Source organism: Streptomyces sp. NPDC107528 (genome assembly GCF_055639295.1).
In genome coordinates this window covers 391,740-408,276 of sequence record NZ_JBVKAV010000008.1, presented here as the reverse complement: position 1 = coordinate 408,276, position 16,537 = coordinate 391,740, and the positions used below count along the sequence as shown (strand labels likewise).

Sequence of the window (16,537 nt, the reverse complement as noted above, 5' to 3'; positions counted from 1 at the left end):
CGATGGGATGGCGGCTCGCCCTTCGCCCGTACGTCCTGATCGTCCCCGCCCTGCTCCTGACCTGCGGAATCCTCTACCCCTTCGGGCTCGGCCTCTACTACACCCTGTTCGACTTCTCGGCGAGCAAGCCCCAGCCGGACATGGTGCGGTTCGAGAACTACGAGACCGTCTTCACGCAGGAGGCCTTCTGGAACTCGGCGTGGGTGACGGTGCTGTACGCGGTGGGGGCCGCCGCCGTCGAGACGGTCCTCGGGGTCGCCGTCGCCCTGCTGCTGCACCGGTCGTCGCTGGTCGGGAGGGTGCTGGAGAAGATCCTCATCCTGCCGCTGATGATCGCGCCGGTGATCGCGGCGATCATCTGGAAGCTGATGCTCCAGCCGTCGGTGGGGGTGATCAACTACCTGCTGAGACCCTTCGGGCTGGGCGGAGTCCAGTGGACGGACACGCCGACCGGCGCCCTGCTGTCGTCGATCGCCGTGGACGTCTGGGTCTACACCCCGTTCGTGGCGATCCTCGCCCTCGCCGGCCTGCGTTCCCTGCCGACCTCTCCCTTCGAGGCGGCGGCCGTCGACGGGGCGGGCTGGTGGTACACCTTCCGGCGTCTGACGCTGCCGATGCTGTGGCCGTACGTCCTGGTGGCGGTGATCTTCCGGTTCATGGACTCGCTGAAGGTGTTCGACATCATCTACGCCCTCACCGAGGGCGGGCCGGGCGACTCGACCGTCGTGCTCCAGATCCGCGCCTACCTGGAGGCGATCCGCTTCCAGCGGTACTCGTTCGGGATCAGCTACACGATCGTGCTGTGGGCCGTGGTGTATCTCGCCGCGATGGTGCTGGTGAAGCACCTGGGGAAGATCCAGCGGAAGGCCGCGGAGGTGAAATGACCGTCAAGAAGCGCCTGTTGGGGTGGCTGGCCGACGCCGCCCTCATCCTCTACTTCGTCTTCGCGCTGTTCCCGATCGCCTGGATGGTGATCCTGTCGCTGAAGCCGACGAACCAGCTCTTCTCCACCTACTTCTCCTTCTCCCCCACCCTCGACGGCTACCGCACGGTCCTCGGCGACAGCGAGGGCATCCCGTTCGTGCGGTTCTTCGTCAACAGCCTGGTGGTGTCGGTGGGAGCGGTCGTGCTGTCGCTCCTGGTCGGGCTGCCGGCCGCGTACGCCTCCGCACGCTGGCGTTTCAAGGGCTCCGAGAACCTGATGTTCACGCTGCTGTCGTTCCGGTTCGCACCCGAACTCACCGTGATCATTCCGCTGTTCGTGCTGTACCAGAAGCTCGGACTCTTCGACACGTACGTCGGCATGGTGTGGGTGCTCCAGCTGGTCACGCTGCCTCTGATCGTGTGGATCATGCGGTCGTACTTCGCCGACCTCACGCCCGAACTGGAGCAGGCGGCGCTGCTGGACGGCTACACACGCAAACAGGCGTTCATGAGGGTGGCGCTCCCGCTGGTGAAGCCGGGAGTGGCGGCCGTGTCCCTGCTCGCCTTCATCTTCGCCTGGAACAACTTCGTCTTCCCGCTGATCCTGACCTCCAACGAGGCGCAGACCGTGACCGTGGGCGCGCTGTCCTTCCTGGGCGGGGACCGGCCCAAGTACAACCTCACGGCCGCCGCCGCGCTCGTCTCCGTCGTACCGCCGCTGCTGCTGGCCCTCACCATCCAGCGGTATCTGGTGCGGGGGCTGTCGTTCGGGGCGGTGAAGTCGTGATCCGCCTGAGGGAGATCCGCAAGGCGTACGGCAAGGTCACCGCGCTCGACGGGCTGGAACTGGACGTGCACGAGGGCGAGTTCTTCTGCCTGCTCGGCCCGTCCGGCGCCGGCAAGACCACCACCCTGAAGACCGTCGCCGGGCTGGAGACGCCCGACGCCGGCACGGTCGAACTCGACGGCAAGGACATGCGCGGCATCGAGCCCTACGACCGTGGCGTGGCGATGTGCTTCGAGAGCTACGCCCTCTACCCGCACAAGTCGGCCTACGACAATCTCGCCTCGCCGCTCCGCTCCCCCCGGCACCGCCTCCCCGCTGCGCAGGCCCGGGAACGGATCGGCGAGGTGGCCGAACTCCTCGGCATCTCGGCCCTGCTGGACCGTCCGGTCGGCCACCTCTCCAACGGCCAGCGGCAGCGCGTCGCCCTCGGCCGCGTCCTGGTCCGCCCGGCCCGGGCCTTCCTCCTCGACGAGCCCCTGTCCCACCTCGACGCCAAGCTGCGCCAGCAGATGCGGGCCGAGCTGAAGGCGATCGGGGCGGTGCGGCGCACGACCACCCTCTACGTCACCCACGACTCCGTCGAGGCGCTGGCGCTCGGCGACCGGATCGGGGTCATCCGGGGCGGGCGGATCGTGCAGACGGGGACGCGGGAGGAGATCTGGTACCGGCCCCACGACACGGAGGTCGCCCGCGCTTTCGGGCGGCCCCGCATCAACCTGCTGCCGGGAGCCCTCGCGCCCGACGGGAGCTTCCGCTCGGCGGACGGCAAGGTCGAGCTGCCGATGCGGGCCGACGCCGCCCCCGGCACGGAGGTTCTGGTCGGCGTCCGCCCACGGGACATCGAGCTGAACGGCCGGGGACACGAGCTCACCGGCACCGTCTACGTCACCGAGGTGCTCGGCCGGTCCGTGGAGGTCACCGTCCGGCTCGGCGAGCAGCACGCGTCGCTGGTCGCCCCGCGCGGCGACGCGGCCGGCCTTCGACCCGACGATCCGGTCCGGCTGTCGGTCCGGCCTGAGAACCTGCTGCTGTTCGAGGCCGACCGGCCGGAGCGTCCAGGACGACGGATCGAGACACGATGAGCAGCAACCACAGCGGCGGTCAGCAGGGCCCCGCGGCCCGCCAGGCCGCCATGGCCGAGCAGGTCCTCGCCGACGGCTCGGCGACGGCGGCCGAGTTGGCCGAGCGGTTCGGCGTGAGCCTGATGACGATCCACCGGGACCTCGACGAACTCGAACGGCAGGGAATCGTACGGAAGTCGAGGGGCGGGGTGACCGCGCAGCCGTCCGGTGTCTTCGAGTCCAACGTCCAGTACCGGCTGAAGACCATGCGGGCGCAGAAGGCCGCCGTGGCCGACCGTGCGCTGAAGCTGATCGAGCCCGGCATGGCCATCATGCTGGACGACTCCACCTCCACCCTGGAGATAGCCCGCAGGCTGCGCCTCGGCGAGGTCACCCCGCTCACGGTCGTGACCAACTTCCTGGAAGCGATCAACCTCCTCTCCGACCAGCGCGGCATCCACCTCATGGCTCTGGGCGGCGATTACGACCCGCTGCACTCGTCCTTCCTCGGCGTCTCCTGCGTCGAGGCGATCGAGCAGCTGCGCGTGGACGTCTGCTTCGCGTCGACGTCGGCCGTGCGCGGGGGTTTCGCCTACCACCAGGAGCAGCACATCGTGTCGGTGAAGCGGGCCATGCTCGACGCGGCCGCCCGCAACATCCTGCTGATCGACCACACCAAGCTCGCCCGCGTCGCCCTGCACCGGGTGGTCCCCCTCTCCCGCTTCGACCTGCTCCTCGTGGACGACGGGGCGTCGGCGGAGGCACTGCGGGACCTGGACGAGCACAAGGTCCGTTACGAGGTATGCGCGACGAAGGGCAGCGATGACCGAGCTGGAGCTACGTGATCTGCGCAAGACCTACCGGGCACGGGGCCGCCCGGCCGTGGACGCCGTGCGCGGCATCGACCTCGCCCTGCGCTCCGGGGAACTGCTCGGCCTCCTGGGCCCGTCGGGCTGCGGAAAGTCCACCACCCTGCGCATGATCGCGGGGCTGGAGACGGTGACCGGCGGGGACATCCTGGTGGGCGGGGCGTCCGTGACCGCGCGATCGGCCCAGCAGCGCAACATCGGGGTCGCGTTCGAGAACTACGCGCTCTACCCGCCGCTGACGGTGGCGCAGAACCTTTCCTTCGGCCTGAGGGCACGCAGACGAGCCGACCGGGCCGACGTCGACCGCAAGGTCAAGGAGATCGCCGCACGCGTCGACCTCACCGCCATCCTGGACGCCCACCCCGCCGGCCTCTCCAGCGGCCAGAAGCAGCGCGTGTCCCTGGCCCGGGCCCTGATCCGCGAACCGGACGTCCTCCTCCTCGACGAGCCGCTGTCCCACCTCGACGCCGCCCAGCGCGACACGACCCGCCGCGAACTCAAGCGCATCCAGCGCGACCTGGGCCATACGACCATCCTGGTCACCCACGACCAGGAGGAGGCCCTGTCTCTCGCCGACCGGATCGCCGTGATGAAGGACGGCGTCATCCAGCAGCTCGGCACCCCGTACGAGATCTACGACAGCCCCGCCAATGTCTTCGTCGCGGACTTCGTCGGCGAGCCCGCGATCAACCTCCTCCCCGGCATCACGGACACCGACGCCCACGCCCGACTCTCCGACACGGTACGGATCGCGCTGCCGGTACCGCTGCCGGAGGGCCGCGAGGTGGTGGTCGGCATCCGCCCCGAGGACCTGACCCTGACCGGCGAGGACGACGGCGGCCTGCCCGCCCGCGTCGTCGCCCACGAACCACTCCTGGAGTCGGGCATCGCCACCCTCGCCCTCGACGGCGTCGAGAACCCCCTCGTCGTCCTCACCGCCCCCGAGGTCCGCCTCGCCCACGACGACCGCGTCCACGTCACCGCCGACCCCCACCTCACCCACGTCTTCGACGCCGAGACAGGAGACACCCTGCGATGACCAAAGGGAACAGCGTGCGTGTGGTGGCCGCGGGCGACCACTTCATCCTGCCGTCGCTGATCAGAGCGGCACTCGGCCCCGAACTCGCCTGCGACGTGGCCGAGTTGACCCTCGGCTGGCCGCTCGACCCCTTCGGCCCGGTGGCGGAGGTGACGGAGGCGAGCGATGCCGAGGACGAGCTGATCGAGGCACTCGCCGGTGCGCAGGTGCTGGTCACCCAGATGGGCCCGGTCACGGAACGCGTCCTCGACGCCTGTCCCGACCTCCGCCTGGTCGTCGTCTGCCGCGGCGGCCCGGTGAACGTCAACCTGGACGCGGCCAAGCGGCACGACGTCCGGGTCTGCTACGCGCCCGGCCGCAACGCCGCCGCCACGGCCGAGTTCACGGTCGGCCTGATGCTCGCGGCGCTGCGCCGCATCCCCCAGGCCCACGACCTCCTTGCCCGGCAGGGCAGTTGGGAGGGGGCCACTTATTACACCTACGAGCACAGCGGCCTGGAACTGGAGGACCTGCCGGTCGGCCTGGTCGGCTACGGGGCCGTGGGCAGCAGGGTCGCGCGCGTGCTGTGCGCCTTCGGGGCACGGGTCATGGTCCACGACCCCTACGTCCACGGCGAGATCCACGGCCTACGGGTCGCGTCCCTGGACGACCTCCTGCGCGCCTCCCGGGTGATCACCCTCCACGCCCGCCTCACCACCGAGACCCGAGGCCTGATCGGCGCCCGCGAACTCGCCCTGCTCCCGCGGGGCGCGGTGGTCGTCAACGCGGCCCGCGGCCCACTCCTGGACGAGGACGCCCTGTGCACCGCACTGGAGAACGGCCATCTGTCGGCGGCGGCCCTGGACACGTACGCCCAGGAGCCGTTGCCCCCGACCTCCCGCCTGCACGCCCTGGCCGACCGCGTCGTCCTGACCCCCCACCTGGGCGGAGCGTCCCGCGCGGTCGCGGAGAAGGCGGCCCGCATCGCCGCCGAGGAAGTGAGCCGCTGGCTGCGCGGAGAGCCCCTCGCGCACTGCCTGACCTGAGGTGAGGTTGGAATGTACGTCGGTATCGATGTAGGCACGTCCACGGTGAAGGCTGCCGCGTTCGACTCGGCGGGCCGTGAACTCGCGGTCGCCGCCCGCCCGGTGGACCTGGCCCTGCACGGCGGGTTCGTCGAGCAGGACATGGAGGAGGTGTACGGGGCGGTGGTGGCCGTCCTCCGCGAGGTCACCGAACGGGTGCCGGAACAGATCGAGCTGGCCGGTCTGACCGGCCAAGGCGACGGCGTATGGCTGGTGGACGCCGACGGGCTCCCCGTGCGCCCCGCCGCCTCCTGGATGGACGGCCGGGCGCACGAACTGGTCGACCGCTGGCTGGCGGACGGCACGTTCGAGACGGTGTTCCGGCGGACGGGCGGCGCGATGTTCCCGGGGTCTCCGGGACCGCTCCTCGCCTGGCTGGACAGTCACGAGCCGAAGGCGCTGGATGCCGCGAGGGCCGCGCTTTACTGCAAGGACATGGTGTTCCAGCGGCTGACGGGAGCAGTCCCGACGACGGACGTGTCGGACGCCTCCATGCCCTTCCTCGACCCCCGCACCCGGACCTACGACAACCGAGTGGTCGAACTTCTGGGCCTGGCCCACCGCCGCGGCCTCCTCGCCCCGGTGAGCGACCCGGTCGCGACCGCGCAGACCCGTGGCGAGGGCCTCCCGCCCGGGACCCGCATCGCGAACGGCCCGTACGACCTCCCGGCCTGCGCGCTCGGCGCGGGCGTGACGTCCCCCGGCGACGGTCTGCTCATCGTCGGCACCTGTCTGGCCAGCCTGGTCGCGACCACCGACCTCGACCTGACCGGCGAGCCGGCCGGGCTCTACATCAACACCGACCGCCCGGGGCACTGGCTGCGCGCGATGCCCGCGATGGTCGGTACGGCCGCGCTGGACTGGGTGCTGTCGACGACGGGCGTCCGGCACGAGGAGGTCGACGGGCTGCTGGCCGAGACCCCGCCGGGCGCGCACGGCGTCCGTGTCCTGCCGTACTTCGCGCCGTCGGGTGAGCGCGCGCCCTTCGTCGAGCCCCGTCTGCGCGCCGAACTGACCGGTGTCTCCCTGGAGTCGACCCGCGCCGATCTGGTCCGGGCGACCTGCGAGGGCATCGGCTACGCGGCCCGGCACTGTCTGGAGGCGGCGGGCCTCACCGGGACGCTGGCCGTGTGCGGCGGCGGCACGCGCAGCCCGGCCTGGATGCGGCTGCTCGCCGATGTCCTCGGGCGCCCGCTGCGGGTCGTCGAGGGCGAGGTGGGCGCGCGGGGCGCGGTGCTGGCGGCGGCCGAGCGGTACGGGGTGGCGCTGGACGCGGAGGCGTGGACGCGGCCGACGGCTGTGGTCGAGCCGGACGGAGAGCGGGCGGCGTACTACGTGAGGGCGTACGAGGACCACCTGGCCCGCCTGACCGAGGCGCGCCACCGGGCACGACGCATCTGAAGAGGCGTACGAGGAAAGGGAGTTGCATGCATCCGAGACGTAGATCCCTGCTGCTCGCGGCCGCCGGCACCACGGCGGCCGCGGCCGTACCCACACCGGCGACCGCCGACCCCCGCCCTTCGACGCGGCCGGTCGTCATCGGCCATCGCGGCGCGGCCGGGTGGCGCCCCGAACACACGGCGGCCTCCTACACGTACGCCGTGCAGACCGGCGCCGACTGGATCGAACCGGACCTCGTCCCGACGAAGGACCACGTCCTGGTCGTCCGGCACGAGAACGAGATCTCGCAGACGACGGACGTGGCGTCGCACCCGGAGTTCGCGGACCGCCGGACGACGAAGACGGTGGACGGGCGGGCGGTGACCGGCTGGTTCACGGAGGACTTCACGCTGGCGGAGCTGAAGACGCTGCGAGCGGTGGAGCGGCTGCCGCTGGTCCGCAACCGCAACACGGTGTTCGACGGCCGGGAGGAAATCCTCACCTTCCAGGAGGTGGTGGACCTCGCGCGCCTGCTGTCGAAGACGTACGGCCGTACGATCGCCGTCTTCCCGGAGACCAAGCACCCGACGTACTTCCGCTCGATCGGCCTGCCGTTGGAGCCGAAGCTCGCGTACGTGATCCGTCGCAACCGGCTCGGCTCACGTGAGTGCGTGGTGCAGTCCTTCGAGCCGACGAGTCTGAAACGGATCGCGGCTCAGCGGCTGAGGGTGCCGCTGTGGCAGGCGCTGGGGACCACGGGTGGGCCGTACGACCTGGTCTCGGCCGGTGATCCGACGACGTACAAGGACATGATGAGCCCGGCGGGGCTGGCGCGGATCGCCGAGTACGCGGACTGGATCGGGCCGGACAAGTCGTCGGTCGCCGGTACGTCGCTCGTCGCGGACGCGCATGCGGCGGGGCTGCGGATCGGGCCGTACACCTTCCGCGCGGAGAACCAGTTCCTGCCCGCGCAATTCCGGCGCGGTAGCGGAGCGAACGATTTCGGGGACGCGTTCGCCGAGTACGCGCTGTACTACGGGCTGGGGGTCGATGCGGTGGTGACCGACTTCCCCGATCTGGCGGTGATGGCGAGGAGGGGTTGATGAGGACCCGCACACTGGATTGCCCGACCTGCGGCACCATGCAGATCTTCCGGTACCTCGACAAGGAGGAGAGGGCGGCGGTACGGGAGAAGGAGGGGCCGGGCTTCTTCGTGGACAACCTGTGGCGGTGCACCGGCAAGGACTGTCTGACGTACTACCCGCAGTTCAACAAGGCCGGCTACGGCCGCCTCCCGGAGAAGTTCCTCGCAAAGGAGACCGCAGCCGGCGACTGAGCCCTACAGGTTGCTGAAGTCCGGCCCCTTCGTCCGCGTCCGCTTGATCTCGTAGAAGCCCGGCACGGAGGCCACGGCGAGGGTGCCGTCCCACAGCTTCGCGGCGTCCTCGCCCTGGGGGGCCGGGGTGACGACCGGGCCGAAGAAGGCGATCTGCTCGCCGTCGGCGCCGGGGACGGCGATGACGGGGGTGCCGACCTCCTGGCCGACCTTGTCGATGCCCTCCTTGTGGGAGGCGCGCAGCTGCGGCTCGTACTCGGTGCCGTCCCAGTGGTCTATGAGGGAGTCCGGCAGGCCGGCGTCCTTCAGGGCGGCGGCGACCGTCTCCTTGCCGAGGCCCTCGCCCTGGTTGTGGATGCGGGTGCCGAGGGCGGTGTAGAGGTCACCGAGCACTTCGGCGCCGTGCAGCTCCTGCGCGGCGATGACGACCCGGACCGGGCCCCACGCCTTGGTGGCGAGCATGTCGCGGTATTCCTCGGGCAGGTCGTCCAGCTTGTCCTCGTTGAGAACGGCCAGGCTCATCACATGCCAGCGGACCTCGATGTCACGGACCTTCTCCACCTCCAGCACCCAACGGGAGGTCATCCAGGCCCAGGGGCACAGCGGGTCGAACCAGAAGTCGACGGGGGTCTTCTCCGACATGTCTCTCCTCATGAGGCAAGCAGGTCTCAGCCGAACCTCTCGGGCAACACCGCTGCTCGCCCCGCCATTCCCCGGTGCCGTGGGTGAGAGGTGCATGGCAGGATCGGGGCTGTCCGCATACTGAACACCACCCGAGGGAGTACCGCTCGTGCCCGGTGAGAATCTGTCCCGCGATGAGGCCCGCGAGCGGGCCGCCCTGCTTGCCGTCGACGGGTACGACGTGTCCCTCGACGTGCGTTCCGCACTCGGCGACGGGGACCTTGAGAGCGGGGCCCCGCGCACCTTCCGCTCGGTCACCACGATCCGTTTCCGGTGCGCCGAGCCCGGCGCGACCAGCTTCGCGGACCTGATCGCGCCGAGTGTGACGGCCGTCTCCCTGAACGGCAGGGACCTGGACCCGAGCGAGGTCTTCGACGGCTCGCGGATCGTCCTGGAGGACCTCGCCGCGGACAACGAGCTCGTCGTCGACGCGCAGTGCGCCTACTCCCGCACCGGTGAGGGCATGCACCGCTTCGTCGACCCGGAGGACGGCGAGGTCTACCTCTACACGCAGTACGAGCCGGCCGACTCCCGCCGCGTCTTCGCGAACTTCGAGCAGCCGGACCTCAAGGCGCCGTTCCGCTTCGAGGTGCGGGCGCCCGAGGGGTGGACGGTGTGGAGCAACGGGGCCGGTGAGCTCGCCGACGGCACCTGGCGGTTCGCGGAGACCAAGCCGATCTCGACGTACATCACGTGTGTCGTGGCGGGCCCGTACCACTACGTCACGGACTCGTACTCCCGCACGTTCGCCGACGGCGCCACGCTTGAGATCCCGCTCGGCGCGATGTGCCGCAAGGGGCTCGCCCCGTACTTCGACGCCGACGACGTCTTCCTGGTCACCAAGCAGGGCCTGGACTTCTTCCACGACCACTTCGACTACCCGTACCCCTTCGGGAAGTACGACCAGGCGTTCGTGCCCGAGTACAACCTCGGCGCGATGGAGAACCCGGGGATCGTGACCTTCCGGGAGGAGTTCATCTTCCGCGGCAAGGTCACGCGGTCGTCGTACGAGGGCCGGGCGAACGTCATCCTGCACGAGATGGCGCACATGTGGTTCGGCGACCTGGTCACCATGGAGTGGTGGGACGACCTGTGGCTGAAGGAGTCCTTCGCGGACTTCATGGGCACGTTCGCGAACGTCGGCGCGACCCGCTTCAAGGACGCCTGGATCACCTTCGCCAACCGCCGCAAGGCCTGGGCCTACCGCGCCGACCAGCTGCCCTCCACGCACCCGATCACCGCGGACATCCGCGACCTCCAGGACGCGAAGCTCAACTTCGACGGCATCACATATGCCAAGGGCGCTTCGGTACTGAAGCAACTCGTCGCGTACGTCGGGCAGGACGCGTTCCTGGAGGGTGCGCGGCGCTACTTCAAGCGGCACGCGTACGGCAACACCCGGCTCGGTGATCTACTGTCGGCGCTGGAGGAGACCAGCGGCCGGGACTTGGGCGTATGGGCGCGCTCCTGGCTGCAGACGGCGGGCGTCAACTCGCTGACCCCGCAGGTGCTGTTGGACGCCGAGGGCCGGATCGACGAGCTCGCGGTCGTGCAGGAGGCGGCGGAGTCGCACCCCGAACTGCGCCCGCACCGGGTGGCGGTGGGCCTGTACCGGCGGGGCTCGGACGGTTCGCTGGAGCGGTACGCGCGGGCCGAGGTCGACGTCGACGGTCCGCGCACGGTCGTGGCGGAACTGGCGGGCGCCGAGGCGCCGGAGCTGGTGATGGTCAACGACGACGACCTGACGTACTGCAAGACCCGCTTCGACGAGACCTCCCTGGCGACGCTGCGGGAGCACCTGGGCGCGCTGACCGACCCGCTGGCCCGTGCCCAGTGCTGGTCGGCGCTGTGGAACATGACGCGGGACGCGCTGCTGCCGGCGCGGGAGTTCGTGGATCTGGTGCTGCGGTTCGCGGGGCGCGAGTCCGACATCGGCGTGCTGCAGATGCTGCATGCGTGGGCGAACTCGTCGCTGGTCAACTATGTGGCGCCCGAGTGGCGGCAGACCGGCGAACGGCTGCTGGCCGAGGGTGCGTTGCGGGAGCTGCGGGCCGCCGCGCCGGGCAGCGAGCAGCAGTTGGCGTGGGCGCGGTTCCTCGCGTCGGTGGCGTCGGGGCCGGAGGACCTGGGGCTGCTGCGGGGGCTGCTGGAGGGCGCGGAGAAGGTCGAGGGGCTGGATGTCGACCAGGAGCTGCGCTGGGCGTTCCTGGAGCCGCTGGCCGCGCACGGAGCGGCCGACGAGTCGGTGCTGGCTGCCGAACTGGCCCGGGACGACACGGCGTCCGGCAGGCGTCACCAGGTCCGCTGTCTCGCCGCCCGGCCGTCGGCGGCCGTGAAGGCGCAGGCGTGGGCGCAGGTCGTCGAGTCCGACGCGCTGTCCAACGCCCTGGTCGAGGCGAGCATCTCCGGCTTCTCCCAGCCGTCCCAGCGGGAGCTGCTCGCGCCGTACGCCGAGAAGTACTTCGCCGCCATCGAGGGGGTGTGGGCCGAGCGGTCCATTCAGATCGGCATGGTCGTGGTCCAGGGTCTGTTCCCGGCGCTCCAGCAGTCGCGGGCCACGCTGGACGCGACGGACGCGTGGCTCGCGGCCCACGAGGACGCGGCGCCGGCGCTGCGGCGGCTGGTGCTGGAGGCGCGGGACGATCTGGCGCGGGGGCTGCGGGGGCAGGCGTGTGACGCGGCGGCCGCCGACGCGTCAACCGCCGGATGACCTATGGCCAACGATCACGGCCGTCCGTGACCGTTACGGAATTCAGGCAATAGCAGCCGTAACCCCTGGCCCCACCCGAACGGACCAGGGGTTTTCCGTGCCTACTCGGCATCCGAACACGCGTCCTTTAGTGCCATGTTGTCCGTATTTGTCGACGGCCGTGTAACAGCGGTTAAAGGGCCGATCCGACGCGGGAACCTCCGGGTCATGAACCACAACGCCCCGCTCCCCCCGCTCTCCCCCCGCCCCCTTCGTCACCTCTCCGAGGTGCACCGCCGCGTCATGACGGCCGCACAGCTGAAGTCCCACGGCGTCGCGAACGCCGACATGAACGACCAGTGCCGCCCGGGCGGCCCCTGGCAGCAGATCCTGCCCGGCGTCTTCCTGCTCCACCCCGGCCCGCCGACCAGCGAGGAGCGCCTGCACGCGGTGCTGATGTACGCGGCACGGGAGCGGACACCGGGGGTGCCGTCCCAGCCGAACGCGGACGAGGACCACGCCACCCCCCGCTACCCCGACGCGGTGATCACGGGCCTCGCGGCGCTGACCCTGCACGGCTTCTCCGCCACACCGCCGCTCACCGCGCTGGACACGGTCGACGTCCTGGTCCCGCGGATGCGCCGACTGCGCTCCACGGGCTGCGCCCGCATCCTGCGCACCCCCGCACTGCCCACCCCTCAGCAGGTGACGGGTCTCCCGGTCGCCCCGGTGCCGCGCGCCCTGGCCGACGCGGTGGCCGAGCTGACGGACGCGGGCGCAGTACGCCGGCTGCTGACCGAGGCCGTCCGGGGCGGTCACTGCGAACCGGCTGCGGTGGTACGGGAGTTGAACCAGGCGAAGCTGCTGTCCCGCCCGCACGTGGTGGACGCGGTGGACTCCCTGCTCGCGGAGGGCCGCGCGATCGCGGAGGACCGCCTGTACGAGATGGTCCGCGACCACGGCCTCCCCGACCCCGTCTGGAACGTCGACCTGCGCCTGCCGGGCGGCCCTCACCTGGGCGGCCTCGACGCGTACTGGCCGGAGCACTCGGTGGCCGTCGAACTCGACACCCGGGCCCCGCGCCAGGGCGACCGGCAGGACGACGACGCCCTCTGGTCCGAGTACGCCCGCAAGCGCGAGCATTTGGAGCGGCTCGGCATCACGGTCGTGCACATCACCCCGAAGAAGCTGCGGGAGTCGATGGAGCAGCAGGCGGCGGTGGTCCGCACGGCGCTGATGGCCGCGGTGGACCGTGATCCGGCCGCGTATGTCGTGGTGCTGCCCCGGTAGTGACGGACCGGGACGGCAGCACCAGGAGGGGAGAGGAGGGGCCGCGGGGCCGGAGAGCCCCGCGGCCCCTCCTCATGCCGTCAGCTGAGGTTGGGGCCGCGTGCCCCGGTGCGCCCGGCCGTCGTGCCCTCTCCCTCCCCCTTGCCCTTCCCGCCCTTCCCGCAGAACTCGGCCTCGATCACCGCGGCGGTGTCCCCCGCCCAGTCGCCGTTGAAGTTGAAGGCGAGGGCGTGGCGGCCGTCGCGGGTCGTGATCCCCTCGGATATCGAGCCATGGATGCCGCCGCCATGGCCCCAGACCGTGACGCCGCAGGTCAGCTTGGTCTTCATCAGGCCGAGGCCGTAGCTGTTGGCCTCGTCGAGGGGGATCGTCGTGGTCATCTCGGCCAGCTGCTCGCGCGGCAGGAGCTTGCCGCGCAGGAGGGCCGAGTAGAAGCGGTTGAGGTCGGCCGAGTTGGAGATCATCTCGCCGGCCGCGTAGGCCAGCGACGGGTTGAGCTTCGTGACGTCGTACGTCGGGCCCGTCGCCGTCTCCGCCAGCTTGGAGTAGGCGCGGCTGCTGGGGCCCGGGACGCTCACCCGGGTGCCGGGCACGGACGTGGCGGTCAGGCGCAGGGGCTTGATGATGCGGTCGCGGACCTCGGCGCCGTACGGGCGGCCCGTGGCCTTCTCGATCACCATTCCGGCGAGCACGAAGTTGGTGTTGGAGTAGTTCCACGACGTCCCCGGCTCGAAGTCCGGCTTGTGGGTCATGGCGAGCGCGACCAGTTCCGCGGGCTTCTTGGTGTCGTAGCGGTGCTCGAAGAAGCCGTCCTTGAGGAAGTACGTACGGCCGAAGTCGTCGTCCGCCGTGTAGTTGTAGATGCCGCTGGTGTGGTTGAGGAGCTGGCGCAGGGTGATCCGGCCGCCGTCATGGCCGTTGCCCCGCACCACGCCCGGCAGCCACTCCTCGACGGTGTCGTCCAGGGACAGCGCGCCCTCCGCCTCCAGCTGGAGCAGCACGGTGGCGACGAAGGTCTTGGTGATGCTGCCCACCCGGTAGCGGTCGTCCGCCGCACGCGGCTTGCCCGTCCTGAGGTTGCCGACGCCCGCTGTCGCCGACCAGGTGCCGCGGCCGTCCTTCGCGGTCGCCGTCACGCCGGGCACGCCGGTGTCGACGGCGGCCTCCATGGCCTTGCGGGTCGCGTCGTGCCCCTGTGCGGCGGGCGTGGCCGCCAGCGCGGGGACCGCGAGGGCCACGGACAGCGTCACCGCCGTCGCCGCCACGAGGGCGGTGCGGGTCGTACGTACGCTCATGTCTTTCCCCCATCTGCCCGCTCACTTCGAGCGTGGTCGGGGGGAGAGACCGGGCGGGAGCCGCCAAGGTTGAAGAGGGGGACGGCAGTTGAGCGTGTTTCGGCCGTTGTGCGGCTCAGGGCTGCTTCGGGGCCCGCTCAGGCCTTCTTCAGGACCAGTTCCGTGTTGCGGTCCCCCCGCTCGCCCGCCAGCGTCGACCGCGCGCCGGGGGCGTTGAGGGACAGCTCGCGGTAGAGGGCGGCCAGGCCCGTCTGGGAGAGGTCCGTGAAGTCGGTGGCGTGCGGGGCCGAGGACTCGATGAGGGTGGTGAACAGCGAGATCGTGCCGTCCTTGTTGTCCACCACCTCGATGATCCGGGCGAGTTGGGGGAAGTCGACGTGGGAGGCGGTGGAGATCTCCCAGAAGGAGCGGCCGCCGGAGGCGGAGTGCGGGGTGATGACGTTCTTGTGGATGTGGCCGTTCACCCAGGCCAGGACATTGCGGTGCCCGCCCAGCAGCTTGACCAGCTCGGCGCCGCCCACGCGCCGCTCGCTCGGACGGGCCGGGTCACGGCGGAGGTTGCCCATCGTCTTGCTGGTGTGGTGGCTGAAGATGATCGCGTACGAGTCCTTGTTCTCCCGCAGCGTCCTGTCCAGCCAGTTGAACTGGGCCGCCCCGATGGACCCTTCGTAGTGGCCGCCCGGGTCGGTGGTGTCGAGGCTGATGCCGATGACGTCGTCGGCGATGCGGAAGCTGTAGTACTGGGTGCCCGCGTCCAGGTTGGCCGTCGAGTAGCCGTGGCCGACGGGGCCGTGGCCGCGGAAGGCGGGGTCCAGGTGGGCCCGCACGTAGTCCTTCGGCGTGAACGGCGCCCGCTTCTCGTCCGGGGTGACCGAGCGCATCGAGCGGGCGTGGGCCTTGAGGAAGTCCTTGAAGACGGTGCCCCGCGGGTCCTTGTCCTGCTTGAGGGAGTCCTGGAGCTTCTTGGCGTCCGCGGCGGAGACGTTCATCAGCTTCTTGCCGCCGACGGCCAGGTCGGTCAGGTAGGAGTCGCTGTGCGAGGCGTACGTGCCGAGCGGCATCGCGTCGTGGTTGCCGACCGTCGAGTACCACGGGATGTTCAGACCGGGGCTGCGCGTCTCGCGGATCGCGGCGGCGAGGAAGCCCTCGATGTGCGGGAAGCCGACCTGCTTGTCGGCGTCGCGAACGCTGTCGTCGGCCTGCCAGTACAGCTTCAGGCCGCTGTTCTGGACGCCCTCGTACTGCCGCGGGTCACCGGTGTTCGGGGTGACGCGGCCGCCGCTCATCACCGTGAGGAACCACTCCAGCTCGGACTTGCAGTTGTTGTCCGTGTTGTCGCCGGTGGTCATCGCGAAGTGGAGCGGGGCGCCGGTGACGGGACCGCCCCGCAGGGCGTTGAGCCGCTCGACCAGCGCCACCGCGCCGGGCACGGTCAGCGCCTCCTGCGGCCGCCAGGCGTGCACGTCCGTGGAGCGCAGGTACTCCAGCCGCAGCGGGTGCTGGGCGTCGATCAGGTGCAGGTCGGTGAGCTGCACGAAGGCGGCGAGCGCCGTACGCCGCTTCGCGCGGTCCGCCTTGGGGGCAGCCAGGTCGTCACGGACGACGCGGCGCCAGCCGGGGCCGTCACCGAGCCGGCGGTAGCCGGGGGTACCGCGCGGGGTGGCGACATTGGCCAGCGTGGTGCCCCGCGTGTACGGAGCGAGCGCGACCGGCAGCTTGCGGGAGGCACCGACCGGCGCCTCGGCCGCGGCGTTGCCCGCACCGGCGCCCTGCGCGCTCGCGGGGCCCGCCGTGGTGGCGGCCTCGCTGTCGGTGGGCCGCAGGGTGTAACCGACCCCCGCGGAGAGGGTCACCGCACCGGTGGCGGCGAGCAGAGTACGGCGGTGGACCCCAGCGGAGCTGGCGACAGAGCGTATGCGCGACATGGCGCGATCTCCCCGAGTGCGAACGCGTCGGCAGTGGTCACGGGGCGCCCGCCGAAGCGAACATCCCGCTCACTGTGGATCGTTGGCACCGGGAATGACCTGCGCATGAACAGGGCGGCAACGCGCAACGCCGATCACCGTACGTGGATCTTGGGACACCCTCCGCGTTCACGGCCGCTCCTCGAACGGCCGGGACG

Annotated in this window: 14 protein-coding genes; 11 read left to right on the top strand and 3 right to left on the bottom strand. The window is 70.8% G+C overall.

Annotation, left to right across the window (positions count from 1 at the left end; all coding sequences use genetic code 11):
* Positions 1 to 2: 2 nt before the first annotated feature.
* The 9 genes from ACZ7L5_RS26790 to ACZ7L5_RS26750 are packed head-to-tail and all read left to right on the top strand — an operon-like array spanning position 3 to position 8,460.
* Entirely contained in the window at positions 3 to 884 is an 882-nt protein-coding gene (locus ACZ7L5_RS26790) for a carbohydrate ABC transporter permease (RefSeq protein ID WP_363041212.1), read from the top strand.
* Positions 881 to 1,711 (top strand): carbohydrate ABC transporter permease, encoded by an 831-nt coding sequence (locus tag ACZ7L5_RS26785; RefSeq protein WP_391395333.1) that lies wholly within the window; start codon positions 881 to 883, stop codon positions 1,709 to 1,711. The genes ACZ7L5_RS26790 and ACZ7L5_RS26785 overlap by 4 nt, the downstream gene beginning before the upstream one ends.
* Entirely contained in the window at positions 1,708 to 2,793 is a 1,086-nt protein-coding gene (locus ACZ7L5_RS26780; RefSeq protein ID WP_471519408.1) for an ABC transporter ATP-binding protein, read from the top strand. The genes ACZ7L5_RS26785 and ACZ7L5_RS26780 overlap by 4 nt, the downstream gene beginning before the upstream one ends.
* Complete coding sequence (locus ACZ7L5_RS26775) at positions 2,790 to 3,617, top strand: DeoR/GlpR family DNA-binding transcription regulator (protein WP_471519406.1); 828 nt, start codon at positions 2,790 to 2,792, stop codon at positions 3,615 to 3,617. Before ACZ7L5_RS26780 ends, ACZ7L5_RS26775 begins: the two co-directional genes overlap by 4 nt.
* Positions 3,595 to 4,680: an ABC transporter ATP-binding protein gene (locus ACZ7L5_RS26770; protein ID WP_471519404.1), complete on the top strand. Its 1,086-nt coding sequence runs from the start codon at positions 3,595 to 3,597 to the stop codon at positions 4,678 to 4,680. Before ACZ7L5_RS26775 ends, ACZ7L5_RS26770 begins: the two co-directional genes overlap by 23 nt.
* Positions 4,677 to 5,705, top strand: a complete 1,029-nt coding sequence (locus ACZ7L5_RS26765) for a 2-hydroxyacid dehydrogenase (protein ID WP_471519402.1) — start codon at positions 4,677 to 4,679, stop codon at positions 5,703 to 5,705. Before ACZ7L5_RS26770 ends, ACZ7L5_RS26765 begins: the two co-directional genes overlap by 4 nt.
* A gap of 12 nt (positions 5,706 to 5,717) precedes the next feature.
* Positions 5,718 to 7,145: an FGGY family carbohydrate kinase gene (locus ACZ7L5_RS26760; protein WP_471519400.1), complete on the top strand. Its 1,428-nt coding sequence runs from the start codon at positions 5,718 to 5,720 to the stop codon at positions 7,143 to 7,145.
* Positions 7,146 to 7,171: 26 nt separating this feature from the next.
* Positions 7,172 to 8,227, top strand: a complete 1,056-nt coding sequence (locus tag ACZ7L5_RS26755) for a glycerophosphodiester phosphodiesterase family protein (RefSeq protein WP_471519398.1) — start codon at positions 7,172 to 7,174, stop codon at positions 8,225 to 8,227.
* On the top strand, positions 8,227 to 8,460 hold the full coding sequence (locus ACZ7L5_RS26750; RefSeq protein WP_471519397.1) for a hypothetical protein: 234 nt from the start codon (positions 8,227 to 8,229) through the stop codon (positions 8,458 to 8,460). Before ACZ7L5_RS26755 ends, ACZ7L5_RS26750 begins: the two co-directional genes overlap by 1 nt.
* A gap of 3 nt (positions 8,461 to 8,463) precedes the next feature.
* On the opposite strand, the gene ACZ7L5_RS26745 is transcribed toward ACZ7L5_RS26750, so the two are convergent.
* Complete coding sequence (locus ACZ7L5_RS26745) at positions 8,464 to 9,102, bottom strand: mycothiol-dependent nitroreductase Rv2466c family protein (protein ID WP_471519395.1); 639 nt, start codon at positions 9,100 to 9,102, stop codon at positions 8,464 to 8,466.
* A 148-nt stretch (positions 9,103 to 9,250) separates the two neighbouring features.
* Between ACZ7L5_RS26745 and pepN the strand changes: the two genes are divergently transcribed.
* A complete protein-coding gene (gene pepN, locus ACZ7L5_RS26740) occupies positions 9,251 to 11,851 on the top strand; it encodes an aminopeptidase N (RefSeq protein WP_471519392.1) in 2,601 nt (866 codons plus the stop codon).
* Between the two features lie 207 nt (positions 11,852 to 12,058).
* Entirely contained in the window at positions 12,059 to 13,120 is a 1,062-nt protein-coding gene (locus tag ACZ7L5_RS26735) for a hypothetical protein (RefSeq protein ID WP_471519391.1), read from the top strand.
* Between the two features lie 80 nt (positions 13,121 to 13,200).
* Here ACZ7L5_RS26735 and ACZ7L5_RS26730 read toward each other — a convergent pair whose 3' ends face one another.
* The gene (locus ACZ7L5_RS26730; protein WP_471519389.1) at positions 13,201 to 14,415 is read right to left on the bottom strand and encodes a serine hydrolase domain-containing protein; all 1,215 of its coding nucleotides are present in this window, start codon (positions 14,413 to 14,415) and stop codon (positions 13,201 to 13,203) included.
* Between the two features lie 137 nt (positions 14,416 to 14,552).
* Positions 14,553 to 16,340 carry a TIGR03767 family metallophosphoesterase gene (locus ACZ7L5_RS26725; RefSeq protein WP_471519387.1) on the bottom strand — a complete coding sequence of 596 codons (1,788 nt, stop codon included), beginning with the start codon at positions 16,338 to 16,340 and terminating at the stop codon, positions 14,553 to 14,555.
* Positions 16,341 to 16,537 lie beyond the last annotated feature (197 nt).

What these genes read in the sequence shown, in the direction of transcription:
- ACZ7L5_RS26725 (WP_471519387.1), bottom strand. Translation starts at nt 16,340, where the DNA reads ATGTCGCGCATACGCTCTGTCGCCAGCTCCGCTGGGGTCCACCGCCGT.
- ACZ7L5_RS26735 (WP_471519391.1), top strand. Translation starts at nt 12,059, where the DNA reads ATGAACCACAACGCCCCGCTCCCCCCGCTCTCCCCCCGCCCCCTTCGT.
- ACZ7L5_RS26770 (WP_471519404.1), top strand. Translation starts at nt 3,595, where the DNA reads ATGACCGAGCTGGAGCTACGTGATCTGCGCAAGACCTACCGGGCACGG.
- ACZ7L5_RS26730 (WP_471519389.1), bottom strand. Translation starts at nt 14,415, where the DNA reads ATGAGCGTACGTACGACCCGCACCGCCCTCGTGGCGGCGACGGCGGTG.
- ACZ7L5_RS26745 (WP_471519395.1), bottom strand. Translation starts at nt 9,102, where the DNA reads ATGTCGGAGAAGACCCCCGTCGACTTCTGGTTCGACCCGCTGTGCCCC.
- ACZ7L5_RS26760 (WP_471519400.1), top strand. Translation starts at nt 5,718, where the DNA reads ATGTACGTCGGTATCGATGTAGGCACGTCCACGGTGAAGGCTGCCGCG.
- ACZ7L5_RS26775 (WP_471519406.1), top strand. Translation starts at nt 2,790, where the DNA reads ATGAGCAGCAACCACAGCGGCGGTCAGCAGGGCCCCGCGGCCCGCCAG.
- ACZ7L5_RS26750 (WP_471519397.1), top strand. Translation starts at nt 8,227, where the DNA reads ATGAGGACCCGCACACTGGATTGCCCGACCTGCGGCACCATGCAGATC.
- ACZ7L5_RS26765 (WP_471519402.1), top strand. Translation starts at nt 4,677, where the DNA reads ATGACCAAAGGGAACAGCGTGCGTGTGGTGGCCGCGGGCGACCACTTC.
- ACZ7L5_RS26785 (WP_391395333.1), top strand. Translation starts at nt 881, where the DNA reads ATGACCGTCAAGAAGCGCCTGTTGGGGTGGCTGGCCGACGCCGCCCTC.
- ACZ7L5_RS26790 (WP_363041212.1), top strand. Translation starts at nt 3, where the DNA reads ATGGGATGGCGGCTCGCCCTTCGCCCGTACGTCCTGATCGTCCCCGCC.
- ACZ7L5_RS26755 (WP_471519398.1), top strand. Translation starts at nt 7,172, where the DNA reads ATGCATCCGAGACGTAGATCCCTGCTGCTCGCGGCCGCCGGCACCACG.